15 protein-coding genes and 1 other annotated feature (1 of these 16 only partly in view) are annotated in these 16,038 nt (G+C 32.4%); of the genes, 3 read left to right on the plus strand and 12 right to left on the minus strand.

Translation table 11 applies throughout. The features are described 5' to 3' along the window. Positions 1-65: 65 nt before the first annotated feature. The 4 genes from N4A40_05050 to N4A40_05065 are packed head-to-tail and all read right to left on the minus strand — an operon-like array spanning position 66 to position 2,569. Positions 66-923 (minus strand): ATP-binding protein, encoded by an 858-nt coding sequence (locus tag N4A40_05050; protein MCT4661210.1) that lies wholly within the window; start codon positions 921-923, stop codon positions 66-68. A gap of 3 nt (positions 924-926) precedes the next feature. Then, the gene (locus tag N4A40_05055) at positions 927-1,787 is read right to left on the minus strand and encodes an ATP-binding protein (GenBank protein MCT4661211.1); all 861 of its coding nucleotides are present in this window, start codon (positions 1,785-1,787) and stop codon (positions 927-929) included. Positions 1,788-1,802: 15 nt separating this feature from the next. Next, the gene (locus N4A40_05060) at positions 1,803-2,174 is read right to left on the minus strand and encodes a NifB/NifX family molybdenum-iron cluster-binding protein (protein MCT4661212.1); all 372 of its coding nucleotides are present in this window, start codon (positions 2,172-2,174) and stop codon (positions 1,803-1,805) included. Positions 2,175-2,197: 23 nt separating this feature from the next. After that, complete coding sequence (locus tag N4A40_05065; GenBank protein ID MCT4661213.1) at positions 2,198-2,569, minus strand: NifB/NifX family molybdenum-iron cluster-binding protein; 372 nt, start codon at positions 2,567-2,569, stop codon at positions 2,198-2,200. Positions 2,570-2,786: 217 nt separating this feature from the next. Here N4A40_05065 and htpG point away from each other — a divergent pair, with 217 nt between their 5' ends. Beyond that, positions 2,787-4,658: a molecular chaperone HtpG gene (htpG, locus tag N4A40_05070; GenBank protein MCT4661214.1), complete on the plus strand. Its 1,872-nt coding sequence runs from the start codon at positions 2,787-2,789 to the stop codon at positions 4,656-4,658. A 94-nt stretch (positions 4,659-4,752) separates the two neighbouring features. Here the strand turns inward: htpG and cas6 are convergent, their stop codons facing one another. Continuing rightward, positions 4,753-5,451 (minus strand): CRISPR-associated endoribonuclease Cas6, encoded by a 699-nt coding sequence (cas6, locus tag N4A40_05075; GenBank protein ID MCT4661215.1) that lies wholly within the window; start codon positions 5,449-5,451, stop codon positions 4,753-4,755. 131 nt (positions 5,452-5,582) lie between these two features. On the opposite strand from cas6, the gene N4A40_05080 reads away from it, so the two are divergent. Beyond that, positions 5,583-6,482, plus strand: a complete 900-nt coding sequence (locus N4A40_05080; GenBank protein ID MCT4661216.1) for a radical SAM protein — start codon at positions 5,583-5,585, stop codon at positions 6,480-6,482. Positions 6,483-6,534: 52 nt separating this feature from the next. On the opposite strand, the gene N4A40_05085 is transcribed toward N4A40_05080, so the two are convergent. The 6 genes from N4A40_05085 to N4A40_05110 all read right to left on the minus strand — a co-directional run bounded on the left by N4A40_05085 (position 6,535) and on the right by N4A40_05110 (position 12,473). Next, complete coding sequence (locus N4A40_05085) at positions 6,535-6,738, minus strand: cold-shock protein (GenBank protein MCT4661217.1); 204 nt, start codon at positions 6,736-6,738, stop codon at positions 6,535-6,537. A gap of 211 nt (positions 6,739-6,949) precedes the next feature. Continuing rightward, the gene (locus tag N4A40_05090) at positions 6,950-7,390 is read right to left on the minus strand and encodes a GNAT family N-acetyltransferase (protein ID MCT4661218.1); all 441 of its coding nucleotides are present in this window, start codon (positions 7,388-7,390) and stop codon (positions 6,950-6,952) included. Between the two features lie 146 nt (positions 7,391-7,536). Beyond that, positions 7,537-8,853, minus strand: a complete 1,317-nt coding sequence (locus N4A40_05095; GenBank protein ID MCT4661219.1) for a 2-hydroxycarboxylate transporter family protein — start codon at positions 8,851-8,853, stop codon at positions 7,537-7,539. Between the two features lie 34 nt (positions 8,854-8,887). After that, entirely contained in the window at positions 8,888-10,060 is a 1,173-nt protein-coding gene (locus N4A40_05100) for an NAD-dependent malic enzyme (protein ID MCT4661220.1), read from the minus strand. A gap of 130 nt (positions 10,061-10,190) precedes the next feature. Then, the gene (locus tag N4A40_05105) at positions 10,191-10,862 is read right to left on the minus strand and encodes a response regulator (GenBank protein MCT4661221.1); all 672 of its coding nucleotides are present in this window, start codon (positions 10,860-10,862) and stop codon (positions 10,191-10,193) included. A 15-nt stretch (positions 10,863-10,877) separates the two neighbouring features. After that, positions 10,878-12,473 (minus strand): sensor histidine kinase, encoded by a 1,596-nt coding sequence (locus N4A40_05110; protein ID MCT4661222.1) that lies wholly within the window; start codon positions 12,471-12,473, stop codon positions 10,878-10,880. A gap of 145 nt (positions 12,474-12,618) precedes the next feature. Here N4A40_05110 and N4A40_05115 point away from each other — a divergent pair, with 145 nt between their 5' ends. Beyond that, positions 12,619-13,365: a hypothetical protein gene (locus N4A40_05115; protein MCT4661223.1), complete on the plus strand. Its 747-nt coding sequence runs from the start codon at positions 12,619-12,621 to the stop codon at positions 13,363-13,365. 88 nt (positions 13,366-13,453) lie between these two features. On the opposite strand, the gene leuS is transcribed toward N4A40_05115, so the two are convergent. Then, a complete protein-coding gene (leuS, locus tag N4A40_05120) occupies positions 13,454-15,865 on the minus strand; it encodes a leucine--tRNA ligase (protein ID MCT4661224.1) in 2,412 nt (803 codons plus the stop codon). A 97-nt stretch (positions 15,866-15,962) separates the two neighbouring features. Continuing rightward, positions 15,963-16,038: a binding site (T-box leader), on the minus strand; it runs 133 nt beyond the window's last position.

Below are 16,038 nucleotides of genomic sequence, written 5' to 3' on the forward strand. Positions count from 1 at the left end.
AATAAGCTGTCTTAAACAGATAAATTAATCCATTTGAGACAGCTTGTTTTTTAAATTCCAGGATACTATCTAACTTCATCCACGAATTCAATAAAGCCTATTTTTCTAAAAAAATCTACTTCTTCTAGAGAAGGAATTTGTTTATTCACTATTGACTTTACTATATTTTCTTCAAATGGTATCTCTAAGGCTATATTTAGATTGTGCTCTAAACAATAATCGTTTATACCTTTTCGTCCACTATTTGATAAATCCGATTTATTAATAACAACATATATCGGTAAATTAAATCTATTAATTAATCTATGCACTTTTTCTAAATCATGAAGTCCTGACAGTGTTGGTTCAATAACTATTATAACCTTATCCGTCCCTGTTATAGATGAAATTACATTGCAAGCTATTCCAGGCGATCCATCAATTATTATATACTCAGCATTGGTTTTTTCAGCCAATAACTTAGCTTCTTTTCTAACTCTAGCAACCAACTTACCAGAAGTTTCTTCGCCAGGTATAAGCCTAGCATGCGCCATCGATCCATACTCAGTATCTCTTGTATAAAGATGTCCTACTACAGAATCTTTTAACTCAATTGCATTTACTGGACATACATACTCACAAACCCCACAGCCTTCACATTTGTCATAAATTATATCTATTTCTTCTGTAAATGCTTTAAATTTGCAGTGTTCTCTACATTTTCCGCATTTTATACACTTATCTTTATCGATGCTCGCACGTTTGAGTCCAATAAACTCTTCACTTGTTTTATTTTCTCCCGAAAAAAGTATCTTCAAATCAGGTGCATCAACATCGCAATCAGCTAGCACCACTGAATTCAAATACGGAACCAACGATGCAACAAGTGTTGTTTTTCCAGTTCCACCCTTTCCAGAAATAACTACAATCTCTTTGGTTTTCATCGCCTATCTGTCCTCTCTTTTAAATTCAGCACTAGTCCTATCTATAATGTTTTTTAGTAGCTCATCCATCATTTTTCGGTACTCATCCGATATTTCGCAAAGCAAAAATCCCTGAGCACTTTTTTCTGCAAAGTCTTTCCTAAAAGGAATCTCTTGCAATATATTAATACTCTCAGTTTTACAATATCTATAAATTTCGTCATCGCCAAGTCCAGCTTTATTTACTACCACACCGAAATCAATATCCTTCTCGCGAAGCATCTCTACAACCATAGTCATATCACTAACTCCAAATGGTGTTGGTTCTGATACTATAATTGCAAAATCGACATCTTCTATAGCTGCTACTGTAGAACAAGATGTTCCTGGTGGAGAATCTATCCACACCATGTTTTCATCTTCAACATAATCTCTTAGCGTTTCTATAATAGTAACCCCAGAAACTTCTCCAACCTTCAAATCGCCATAAGCAAATTTAAACATCTTCGATACTTCTCCTAAATGAATTTTCCCAATTATTCTTTTTTCATAGGAAATTGCACCTTTCGGACAAACTAATTCACAACCACCACAATCATGACACATTTCGTTAAATACTAAAACATCCTTTTTTGCTGGTAAAATAGCATTGTAATGACAAAATCGTCCACAATCGCCACACAAATCACATTTATCTAAATTCACCACCGGATGACTCTTATATACTGCTTTTTCTCGCATAGATTCTACGTTTAAAAACAAATGACCATTTGGTTCTTCAACATCTGTATCTATCAAAAAACCTCTACCATATACGCTAGCTAAATTTGTCGAAAGTGTCGTCTTTCCAGTTCCACCCTTTCCACTCAATACCGCTATTTTCATCACTCTGCCTCTCATCTAAGCTCGTCTAAGCCCATGATGCCCTTCATGAGTATTTTCTTTAAGTTCTTTCAAATTTCCTTCTTTAAAAGAATCAACTGCTTCTTGAACTGTACTAGGTATATTATATGAATACGCCTTTATATCGAATGCCTTCAATGCCGTCATTGCTTTTGGTCCTAATTCGGGTACTAGCGCTATCTCTACATTTTCTTCAGACAAAAGTCTAACCGCCATGTTTCCGGCTCCACTAGCTTCATTTTTTGCCTTATTCTCAATAGTTTTTACTAATTTACCATCTTCTACTATGACAAAATAATCTGTTCTACCAAATCGCTCTGACACCTTTGCATCTAATCCCATTGAATCTGAACTAATTCCTATTCTCATATCAATTCCTCCAATCAACTCTATTAGTGACAATCATGTCCGTCTTCATGATTATGATCGCATGGAGTTCCTTTAGAACTCAAATCACCTTTTAAAAATTCACTTAAGTTTGATTCAATAGTTCCATTAGCTCCTAAAATAACATCTATATCTTGTTCTTTAAAAAGTCTAATCGCCATAGCTCCCATTCCACCAGTTATTATTGTAGTTGCCTTTTGTTCTCCTAAGAATCTAGGCATAACACCTGGGGCATGCTCTGGGGCATTAACAAATTCTGTATTCACTATATCTTTATCTTCAACTGTATAAATTGCAAAATATCTGCAATGTCCAAAATGCTCATCTACCGTATTTTTATCTGTTGTTGGAAATGCTATTCTCATTGTTTTTGACATTTTCATTCTCCTTTCAAATCACCATTATAGGCATATGCTCATTTAAATTCTATTCCTCTTTTTCAATAATGTCAAGTTTAATTTTGTTGTTAGCCACCTAGCTCAAAGAGTGCTAATTTTTTATTGACAAAATAATTTACTAAAGTTATCATAATAATTAGATAGAAATTAGATATATCTAATTTATTGTTTAAATTTACTATTAGGAGGTTTTTTTATGACAATAGAAAAAGGAAATTTATCCATCCATAGCGAAAATATATTCCCAATTATAAAGAAATGGTTATATTCAGACCACGACATTTTCATGCGTGAACTTATATCAAACGCTTGTGACGCTATAACCAAAGTAAAAAGATTAAGCAGTTTAGGCGAGACAGATCTAGGCGATAATGATAAATTTGAAATAAAAGTCGTACTCGATGCTGAAAATAAAACATTAAAATTTATAGATAACGGTATCGGTATGACAGATGAGGAGATAAAGAAATATATAAATCAAATTGCCTTTTCAGGTGCTGAAGATTTTTTTAAAACTTACAAAGATAAAGGCGAAAACGAGCAAATAATAGGTCACTTTGGTCTAGGTTTCTATTCTGCTTTCATGGTTGCTGACCACGTTCAAATAGAAACATTATCTCACAAAGATGGATCTAAAGCAGTTAAGTGGTTCTGTGACGGTGGTACAGAATTTGAACTAGATGAGTCTTCGAAAACAGATAGGGGAACCGAGATAACTTTATTTATTGGAGATGAAGGTAAGGATTTCTTAAATGAATGGACTGTGAAATCTACTATAGAAAAATACTGTTCTTTTATGCCTTATCCTATCTATGTAGAAGTATTAGGAAAAGAACCTGAAAAAGACGAAGAAGGAAATGTAATAATTACAGAGCCCGTTTCACTAAACGATACTACTCCTCTTTATGCAAAACATCCAAGCCAGTGTACAGAAGATGAATATAAGGAATTTTATAGAAAAACATTTAAAGATTTTAAAGAACCAATGTTTTGGATACACTTAAATATGGACTATCCTTTCAATCTCAAAGGTATATTATATTTTCCAAAATTAAATAATAATTTTGACACTCTAGAAGGCGAAGTAAAGCTATACAATAGCCAAGTTTTTGTTGCTGACAATATAAAAGAAGTAATTCCAGAATTCTTATTACTTCTAAAAGGTGTTATAGATTGCCCTGATTTACCACTAAACGTCTCTAGAAGTTTCCTACAAAACGATGGATTTGTTAAGAAAACTTCTGATTACATCACCAAAAAAGTTGCTGACAAATTAAAAGCTCTATATAACACACAGCGAGAAAGCTATGAAAATTATTGGGATGACTTGAATCCATTTGTAAAATTTGGAACTCTCAAAAACGAAAAATTTGCAGAAGCTGTAAAAGACTTTATACTATACAAGACTACTAATGGCAAATACTTAACCATACCAGAATATAAGGAACTTCATGAAAATAAATTAGACAATGAAGTTTACTATACTACAGATGAACTTCAGCAATCACAATATATCAATCTTTTAGAATCTAATGATATAAGCCCAGTTCTATTGACTCATCCAATTGACTCTGCTTTTATATCTCACATAGAATCTCAAAATTCTGATTTGAAATTTAAGCGAGTAGACTCTGACTTGTCAGATTTACTAACTGAAAAAGATTCTGATGAAGAAAAAACAAAAAACTCTTCTGAAAAACTACAAAATTTCTTTAGAAATGCTCTCAAATTAGAAAATTTGAACATTGAGCTAAAAAGTTTAAAAAATGAAGACATCTCGGGTATGATATTATTATCAGAGTCAAACCGCCGCATGCAGGATATGATGAAAATGTATTCTATGCCTGGTATGGATATGAATGGTTCTTTCCCTAGTGAAGAAACGCTAGTATTGAATCAAAAACATCCTCTTGTAAAATACACATTAGAAAATGATGAAGATGATACTAGTAGATTAATTGCAAAACAGATTTATGATTTAGCTATGATTAGTCATAAACCACTTTCAAGTGATGCCATGGCCGAATTTGTAAAACGCAGCAATCAAATCATGACTAAACTAATATAGTAAGATTAAAAAAGGGACTCAAATTGAAATTTCACATTAACTGAAACTTCAATTTTGAGCCCTCTTTTTAATTAAAATCTAAAAACTCTATTCTCTATTTTATAAACTCCGCTTTACAAAATCCTGCCCCTAATGCTGAATTTTTTTCCCCTATACCAGTAGCCAATGCAATAAATGCAAGTTTTTGAGATATTTCGTCCTCTTTTACCTCTATGCTCACCTTATTTCCAAGCAATTTTATATTCTTATACTTTAGTCCTACTGGTTTTCTATTTTTAAACTCGATTGATTTTACTAAATTTACTTCTGCTTTCAAATCCTCATTAAAATATGATTTGTACTTCTTTTCTAAATTTGCAATCATTCTTTCATTGAAAATTTTTATATCTTGATTTTGAAGCCATGGTTGATCATCAATTGTAAGTATCACAGGACTTAATGTATGAAGAGTTTTGATTTTTCTCTGTTTTACAAGTTTCGCATCTATTGCTAATATCTTAAAATCAAAACTCCTTAATACCCTCAAACATTTTCGCATTTTTTTCATCATTTCAACGTCTATACTTCTTATTTTGAAAATATATAGTTTGCCAGATTTATATTTTTTATCGCGTTCAAATGGATAAAAGGTATCAAATACATAATTTTTGTATTGGTTTTTAGGATGTAACTCTTTTAGTTCTTCATCAAATAGCATAGACTTGTTTATGTTTTTACCTATCACAAATCCAGCCTCATCAAAATCAATATCTTTTTTCAGCTCTATTGTAATTATTAGTTCTAAATATTCCACATCTTCACCTCAATTATTATTTACTACTATATCATTTTATTCCTTTTATACTTTTCTTTCAAGTTTCTTTACAATCTTTAAATCATTGTAGTATACTCTATACAGTTAATACAAATATTAGGAGGTATATGATGCTTAATATACTATCAGATTGCGATCTATGTCCTAGAAATTGCCATGTAGATCGTTTCTCCCATACGGGTTATTGTAACTCTACAAATGAAATAAAACTATCTAAAGCATATCTTCATATGTGGGAAGAACCTTGTATTTCTGGTTCTAATGGTTCAGGTTGCCTATTTTTCTCAAATTGTAATTTATCATGCATTTTTTGTCAGAACTACGAAATAAGTCAAAATTCTAAAGGTAGATTAGTCTCTATCGATCAATTATCAAATCTAATGCTAAAATTACAGAAAAATGGTGCACATAATATAAATTTAGTAACTCCAACTCAATATGTTCCTCAAATTTGTAAAGCTATCATTTTGGCAAAAAAGTTAGGACTTAGTATTCCAATTGTTTATAATACAAATAGTTATGAATCAACAAAAACAATACAAACGATAGCTCCATTTGTAGATATATTTCTTGCTGATTTCAAATATTTCGATGACAAATATGCAAGAGAATACTCAAATGCCCCAGACTACTTTAATGTAGCTAGTGCTGCCATCAAAACTATGTATGATTATGTCGGAAACCCTATTTTTGATTTAGATTCAAAACTGATGAAAAAAGGTCTTATAATAAGACATTTGATGTTACCTGGACATGGCCTAGATACAAAAAACATAATAAATTATTTATTCGAATCATATGGTTCAAATTTTTATTTAAGCTTAATGAATCAATACACTCCTTATTACAAGGCGCTAAATCATCCAAAATTGAATAAACCATTGTCTCAAAACAGATACGAAAAAATGATAGACTATTGTTCCTCTTTAGGTCTAGAAAATGTATTTATTCAAGATAAAGGATCATCTTCCGATTCATTCATACCTAATTTTGACAATCCGAACTTCTAATAAAAAAACAAAGCCCTGTATCTTACGATACAGGGCATAATATCAAACTTAATTATCTAACTACTTCGATATTTTCTGCTTGTGGTCCTTTTGGTCCTTGAACAACTTCGAACTCAACGTTTTGACCTTCTTCTAAAGTTTTGAAACCTTCTACGTTAATTTGTGAGAAGTGAGCGAATACGTCGTTTCCGTCTTCTCCTGTAATAAATCCAAATCCTTTTTCTGCGTTAAACCATTTAACTGTACCTTTCATAATAAAGTACCTCCTAATATAAATTTTCCTTAAATTCTTCAAAATAGATAACAAACACCGTTCTTAATTAGGACAATACTTCAAACATGAGTTCCAATCAGAAAACATTCTTGTTAAGTTTATTTCTTTTTAATTTAAGTACTACTTGAGTATAACACTAAAATATAGGCTTGTCAAATATAAGTTTCTTTTATTTTTAAGTAAATTACAACACTTACTCCCCTCTTATCATTTCTATGTGAGGAATGCCATCTTCCAAATAAACGTCTGAAACTGTTATAAATCCATGTTGTTTGTAAAATTTCTCCAAATATGCTTGAGCAGATATTTTTATTTTAGTTTCATTTAATTCGTTCTCTATAAATTTAATAGCTTCTACTATCATTTTCTGAGCCAAACCCCTGCCCCTACTCTCTTTTATTACCAAAACTCTGCCTATAGAAATTTCATCATATGATAAACCTCTAGGTAATATCCTCAAATATGCTATAACTTTTTCTTCTTCCTCCAAAAATAAATGATAGCTCTTTAAATCCTTGTCATCACAGTCTTGATAAACACAGTCTTGTTCTACTACGAATACCTCATTTCTTGCCTTTAAGATTTTATAGAGTTCTATACTACTTATCTCATCAATTTTTTTTATTTTAAACATATTTAACCCCCTTGTTTTAACATTTTTTGATATTTATTTAATTTTAGCATTCTGCTATTTTATTTTCAAATAAAATAAGTACAGACACATGATTTAACTAAAATCATGTGTCTGTACCATAAGTGTTAATAAAAAGAGGTTTTATGTTATAAGAAAATCTTTAACAAGCTCGTTGCAAGTATGAGCATAAATGCCCCACCTATTCTAGATGAAATTTGTGCAAATGGCATTAGTTCCATTCTCTTTGATGCTGAAAGTACTGCTACATCTCCCGTACCTCCCATATTAGCCATACACAATCCACCTGTTATCGCTGCTTCTATTGGATAGAATCCTAATAGCTTTCCAACTAGCCCTGATCCTATAACTGATCCAACTACTACTGTAAATACTAGAACAATATAAGTAGGATTAATTGCTGCTATAACTTGATTCAAATCTGTATACGCAATACCTATACCAACTAATAATGCTGGTGTTAAATTCGACATTACAAATCTAAACCATTGAAATGCTCCCATTTCGTACTTTCTTGGCAATATTCCAAGAGCTTTAACTACGGCTACTGAAATAATCATCAATGCATATGAGTGAAGCGGTATATAATTTGCTAAAACCTTTCCCCATACAAAAAATACTGTTGAAAGCAATAATCCTATACCCAAAAGTGGTAATTCTAATTTCAACTCAGTCTTGTCTTCGGCTTTAGAGACTTCTTGATTAACCATTAACTTCCCATTTCCTGTAAGACCTGTGTATTTTTGTCCTATTTTATTTAATAGTCCTCCAACCACTATTGCCATCGCATTTCCAAGTGCTAATGCTGGTACCATGACTGACATTATTTCCTTTGGATCAGTTGACAATGCATTTCCAAATATCTGTGAAAGTGGAACTGCTCCAGCTCCCATTCCACCACCCATAATAGGTATAGTAATATAAAGTATAGCTTGCTTCGCACCATAGCCCATAATAGCTCCAACAACTCCTGTAAGTGCTATAGAAACAATTACTCCTCCTAGTATAACTGGTAAATATCTAACAGAAGCTTTTATCAATAGCTCTCTATCCATTCCTAGTATACTTCCTGTAATAAGTGCTGCTATATAGAAACTTAAAAATCCACTACCTGATTTAGTAAAACTTACCATAACTTCTGTAGTTGCCTCTGGAATCAATCCATATGTTGCAAGTGCTGCTGTTCCAAATATAACTACAATTGCTCCACCACCAAAATAACTTTTTACTATTGGTGTTTTGTTTCCTATTTCATTCAATATTGCTCCTAAAACCATCATAAATGGAAGTGCTCCTACAAGCCCTGATGGTAATTTGCCTAAATAAGATGCATAAAATACTATTGCTGTCAAAATACTAAACATTGGAAGAGACATCCCCATTATTTTATAACCTTGCTTTTCATCCAATCTTTCTACTTGAACCTTTGCTGTACTACCCGCCATAAAAAAGCTCCCCTTTCAATCTACCTAGAGTAATTTAAATTCTAGCTGCGCCTGAATCTATTGCCGCCTTCGAAACTGCTTTTGCTACATTTTCTCCTACGCTTTTGTTAAAAGAACTCGGAATAACATACTCACTAGTTATTTCATCTTCAGAAATTACTTCTGCTATAGCCTTCGCCGCGGCTACTTTCATTTCTTCATTTATATCGCTAGCTCTTACATCCAATGCTCCTCTAAATATCCCTGGAAATGCAAGTACATTGTTTACTTGATTTGCAAAATCTGATCTTCCAGTTCCAACTACAGCAGCTCCTGCTTTTATAGCCAAATCTGGCATTATTTCTGGAGTTGGGTTTGCCATAGCAAATACAATCGCATTTTCATTCATACTAGCTACCATATCTTCTGTAACTACACCTGGCGCTGATACCCCAATGAAAATATCCGTACCTTTCATAGCATCTGCTAAACTTCCTGTAACTCCTTCTTCATTTGTCATCTTTGCTAATGATTCTTTCAGCCAGTCATTATGCTCTGCTCCTGGAACTAAAATTCCTCTTCTATCACAAACTTTTATGTGCTTAGCTCCCATTGCAAAAAGCATTTTAGTGATAGACGAACCAGCTGCACCCGAACCACTTAATACGATTTTTACATCTTCCCATTTCTTATTTACTAATTTTAGAGAATTTATAAGTCCAGCTACCGTTACAATTGCTGTTCCATGCTGGTCATCATGAAATACTGGAATATCAAGCTTTTCTTTCAGTTTTTCTTCAATCTCTATACATCTAGGAGCTGAAATATCTTCAAGATTTATTCCGCCAAATGTTGGTGCCAATTTACAAACCAAATCTACTATTTCGTCTACATTTTTAGTATCAATACATACTGGGAATGCATCTACATCACCAAATGCTTTGAATAAAACAGCTTTACCTTCCATAACTGGCATAGCTGCTTCTGGGCCTATATCTCCAAGACCTAATACAGCCGTTCCATCAGATACTACTGCTACTAAATTACCTTTTGCAGTATACTTATATACATCATCTTTATTTTCAGCAATTCTTCTACATGGCTCTGCTACACCTGGTGTGTATGCAGTACTTAAATCATCTTTATCCTCTAATTTAACTTTGCAAGTTATACTTACTTTTCCCTTATTTTCTTCATGCATTTTAATTGCCATTTCGTTGTAATTCATTTTTCCATCTCCTCTAATTTGAATTAGGTTATATGAAAACCTTTTCCTTATGTGAAGATTATATAAAAAAAACCGACAATTGTCGGTTTTTCTAAGTATTCTATATTTTTTCAAACTAAATAATTTTTTGTTAATATTTTATCTTATATATATAAGCCGGACGTCCTCTAGATCCATGAGACATCTCTATCTCGATTTCTCCAATCTTTCCTAGATAATCTAAATACCTTCTAGCAGTAACTTTAGAGATATCGATTTCCTCAGCCACAAAGCTAACATCGATACTTTTTTTATCCGTCGCTTTCAATATTTTTATAACCCTCTGAAGCGTTTTTTTGTGCAATCCTTTTGGTAATTCTATATTCTCATTTTTCTCTGCATTGAAAAAAGCATCTAAATCATCTTGACTCATTAAACTTTTATTTATAAATTCCTTTTTTATACTTAAATATTTTTGAAGTGCTAGTTTAAGCCTATCGTATTCAAATGGCTTTACCATATAATCAAAAGCACCATAACTACGAGCCTTTTTCAAGTCTTCTGCTGAATTTGCAGCTGTAACGAGTATTACATCAGTCAATATGCCCTTACTTCTAATTTTTTTCAGTATTTCAAAACCATTCAGCCCTGGCAAATACACATCTAAGATAAGCAAATCTATCTCCTCATCTTTTATATAATTATAGGCCTCTTTCCCGTTGTGTATAACATTTACAACTGAAAAAAACTCTATATTCTCAATAAATTTTTTATGAATAAAAGCCAACATTGGATCGTCTTCTACTATTAATACCTTTATCACTAAATCCATCTCCCATCAATTATTGTCTTCAATAGGGATTACAATTGTAAATGTAGTACCCTTATCTTTCTCACTCATAACCTCTATCTCTCCCTTCAATCTTTCCACATTAGATTTTACAAGGTCAAGACCAATTCCATTACTTCCTCTTTTAGTTGTAAATCCCCTATTAAATATTGTTTCTATATACTTTTGTTCTATACCTATGCCATTATCCGAAACTTCTATTACAAGGTTTTCTGATGTATCATTTATATAAAATATAATTTTGCCATCATCTCTATTTGTCTTTTGTATAGCTTCTATTGCATTTTCTATCAAGTTTCCTATAATTATTACCATTGCTCCAGAGTTAATCTTATAACCCTCGCAAAGCAACAAGCTGTCACTTGTAACCTCTATATCTATTTTGTCTTCACTTGCCCTATTAATCTTGCCTATTATCAAAGCATTTATAGTCGCATTTTTTATTTTCCCTGAAACTATATCCTGTATTTTAGTATATCTATATCCAAGCCCCATTACATATTTCTTAGCTTCATCTATCTCGTCAAGTTCTAACAATCCGTTTATTAGATGTAGCTTATTCTTGAATTCATGAGTAGTTGCTCTAAGTGCTCTAACCACTTGCTTTATCCCAGTCATCTCTTCAGCTAATGTTACTACATCACTTAAGTCTTTGAAAGTAGCTAGAGCTCCCACCAATCTACCATTTTCATAAATTGGTATTCTATTTGTAAGGATTTGCGCTCCATTTATAAGCTGCTCCCGATCATATTCAGCTATTCCAGTTTCAAGTATTCTAGGAAGCTTTGTCGTTGGAAATACGCTCTCTATATCTACTCCTATAAAATCTTTACCTTCACAGTTCAATATTTTTTTAGCTGAATCATTCATCAGGTTAATACTGCATTTTGCATCAATCGCTAATATTCCTTCTCTAGTTGATTTCAAAATCACATCTTTTTCTCTATAAAGTTTTGCTATTTGATACGGTTCCAAATTTAGCAAACTCTTTTTTATACTAGTGGATATTAGTATAGCACCAACTCCACCTATCAGTATTCCAAAAAAGGAATACACTAAAACACTCCTTCTAATATTCAAAATAGATTCTTCAACTCTATCATATTTTTGAGCTGTCATTACAAATCCAACTTGATTATTTTGAAAATATATTGGAATAAATACTCTAATAGAACGTCCTAAAGTACCTGTCGCGATAGAAGAATATATACTGCCGGTTTCAAGAACTTGCTTTTCATCTCCTCCAACGAAATATTTACCCAGTCTGTCTCTACTTGGATGTCCATATCTCAATCCATCCATATCAGCAATCGTAATAATTTCAATATCTTCTAGTATATCTAAATACCTTTCAACTATTACCTGTACCTCTTCAGTTTTTTTATAATTTAAATTCCATTGAATATCTTGATTTTCTGCTATTATGTGTCCTACATTTCTTAAATTTGCTTCTATCTTCATCTCCAGTCTATCTACTTCAAATTCACTTATAAAATAACTGCTAAGCCCTATCGATAATATGACCAAAAAGATCATTCCAAACAATAATTTAGTTTGCAAACGCATTGGTGTTCTCTCTCTCATTTTCAAAACTCCTTTGCATCTTTCGCATTAGTATTTTTTATAATTGTATCAAATTATTCACAAAATAGCTACACCATGCTAGTATTAGTACATTTATGATATACTTAAATTATTAATGTTCTAAGCTTATAACGGAGGGGCTTCTATGAAAAAACAACTAAATATAGGATTTGCAGAATCTTTAATTTCTCGTGAAAATCCATACTTACAATATGATGAACTAGAAAAAATTATATTACAAAATAAAGCGCTAGATTTAATTTGTTTTCCAGAACTCTATTTGATCTCAGATTCTAAATCAAAATATATAAACGAAAATATTCTAAATGATATCTTTGATAGAATTGATTATCTTTCAAATACATATAATATAGCTATATCTTACGGTTCGATTCTCCCTGAAAACGACAAACTTTTCATCGCACAAATAGTCTCTATACCAAATAAGTCTAGGATAGTATACAAAAAGACTCATTTAGGTAAAAATGAATTATCTACATTTTCAGTCGGTGATCAATTATTCACGTTTGAATACAAATCATTTACTCTTGGAATTCAGCTTTGCATAGAAACTCATATACCAGAGCTGACTACCATACAGAGGTTAAAAGGTGCAAATATAATTATAGCGCCCTTCAATACTCCGTTAAGCGCATCTAAAAGAATTGATTTATGGAAAAAATACATCCCAACTCGCTCTTATGACAATCAATGTTTTTTTCTATGTAATAATTTTTATGGTGGTCAGTTGATAACATCTCCAAGCGGAAAGATTCTATTTGAATCATGTAAGTCGACCACTCAATCTTTTACAATAGAGTATCAAACCTTGAACTCAAAAACTGATTTTTTGAAATATCGCAGACCAGAATTATATAATAATTTGCTTTGAAAAACCAAAAATAAAGAGCACACTATGCAACAAATGTTGTATAATATGCTCTCTATTTTTTCATTGTTTGATTACTACTTAACTACTATTATTTAACTACTATATTACATATCTTACCTGGAACATAAATTTCTTTAACTATCTGCTTTCCTTCCAGATGCTCTTTTATCTTTTCATCAGCTTTAACTGTAGCCAATACAGTATCGTGGTCAGCATCCTTGTTTATGTTAACTCTACCTCTCACTTTACCATTGATCTGAATTGCCATTTCAATGATGTTCTCTACTGTTTTCTCTTCTTCGTATGTTGGCCATTTTGCTTGATTTAGCATTCCTTCAAACCCAAGTACTTCCCATATCTCTTCTGTCATATGAGGTGCAACTGGATTAAGCAATGTTATAAGCGTCTTATACTCTGCTTTATTAATTTTGCCATGTGCATTCATATCGTTAACAAGCGCCATCATCGCTGCAATTGCTGTGTTGAATTTAAGTTTCTCATAATCAGATGATACTTTCTTTATAGTTTGGTGCATTCTGGTTTCTAGAGCCTCTGAATAAACATCACCATCTTCAACTATTTCCTGCAATCTCCAAACTCTATCTAAGAATTTACGACAACCTCGAACTCCATTCATAGACCATGGAACCGCCTTCTCAAAGTCACCTATAAACATTTCGTAAGATCTAAGAGTATCTGCTCCAAATTCTTCTACTATCTCATCTGGATTTACAACATTTCCTCTAGATTTAGACATTTTTTCATTATTTTCACCCAAAATCATACCATGAGATGTTCTCTTTTGATATGGTTCTGGAATAGGTACCACACCATAGTCAAATAAGAATTTATGCCAGAATCTAGAATAAAGCAAGTGAAGAGTTGTATGTTCCATTCCACCATTGTACCAGTCAATTGGTAACCAATATTTAAGCTTTTCTTCTGACGCAAGTGCTTCATTGTTATCTGGATCAATATATCTTAAGAAATACCAAGATGATCCTGCCCACTGAGGCATAGTATCAGTTTCTCTTCTAGCTGCTTTACCACATTTAGGACACGTAGTTTGAATCCATTCCTCCATCTTAGCAAGTGGAGATTCTCCGTTTTCAGTAGGCTCATAGCTATCTACTTCTGGAAGCTCAAGTGGCAATTCCGATTCTGGAATTGGCTGCCATCCACAGCACTCACAATAAACTAGTGGAATTGGCTCTCCCCAGTATCTCTGTCTAGAGAATACCCAGTCTCTTAATTTATAATTTGTCTTTTTCTCACCAATTCCTTTTTCCGATAAAAATTCTGCAATTTTTACTTTCGCTTCATCTACACTCAATCCATTCAATATGTCTGAGTTAATCATAGTTCCTGTAGCAATATCAGTAAATGCTTCCTCTTCTACATTTCCGCCTTCTACAACTTCAACTATATCTAAATCAAACTTTTTAGCAAATTCCCAGTCTCTAGTATCATGTCCTGGTACTGCCATTATAGCTCCTGTACCATAACTCATAAGTACATAATCAGAAATCCAAACCGGTATTGCTTTTCCGTTTACTGGATTTGTTGCAGTAATTCCTTCAATAGCAACACCAGTTTTTTCTTTAACTAACTCGGTTCTTTCAAAATCAGATTTTCTAGCTGCAAAATCCTGATATTCTTTTATTGCATCCATATTTTTTATTTGATCAACATATTTTTCAAGTATTGGATGTTCTGGCGATATAACCATGTAAGTAGCTCCAAATAATGTATCTGGACGAGTAGTATATACAACCAATGTCTCATCTACCTCATTTAGCTTAAATTGAACTTCCATACCAGTAGATTTTCCTATCCAATTTTTTTGCTGAATTTTTACCCTATCTATATAATCTACTAAATCTAAATCTTTTATAAGTCTTTCTGCATATTCTGTAATTTTAAGCATCCATTGGCTCTTTACCTTCTGAACTACTTCTCCACCACATCTCTCACAAACACCATTTACAACTTCTTCGTTTGCCAATCCTACTTTACAATCCGTACACCAGTTGATAGGCATTTCATTCTTGTATGCCAATCCTTTTTCAAATAATTTCATGAATATCCACTGTGTCCACTTATAGTAATTAGGATCTGTTGTATTCACTTCTCTATCCCAATCAAATGAAAATCCTAATGATTTCAATTGTTGCTTAAATCTAGCTACATTGTTTTCTGTAACTATTCTAGGATGTATTTTATTTTTGATTGCATAGTTTTCCGTAGGTAAACCAAATGCGTCCCATCCCATTGGATAAAGTACATTATATCCTTCCATACGTCTCTTTCTAGCAACAATATCAAGTGCTGTATACGGACGTGGATGACCTACGTGAAGTCCTTTTCCCGATGGATATGGAAATTCAATAAGTGCATAGAATTTCTCCTTATCAAAATCATCTGTTGCTCTAAATGTTTTATTCTCATCCCAACGGTCTTGCCATTTTTTTTCTATTTTTTGTGGAAAATATGTCTCCATAAAAAACCCTCCTTAGATTTAATATATCTCATTGCTTAAAACTCTATTTTAAGTTAATAAGTAAATTTTTAATTATATAAAAAAGAGCCCTATCATCTTTAGAGACGATGGGCTCGCGGTACCACTCTAATTGACACTTAAAATTTAAGCATCCACTTAATGACTATAACGGA

It is taken from the genome of Tissierellales bacterium, from assembly GCA_025210965.1.
In the GTDB taxonomy this organism is placed as follows: domain Bacteria; phylum Bacillota; class Clostridia; order Tissierellales; family JAOAQY01; genus JAOAQY01.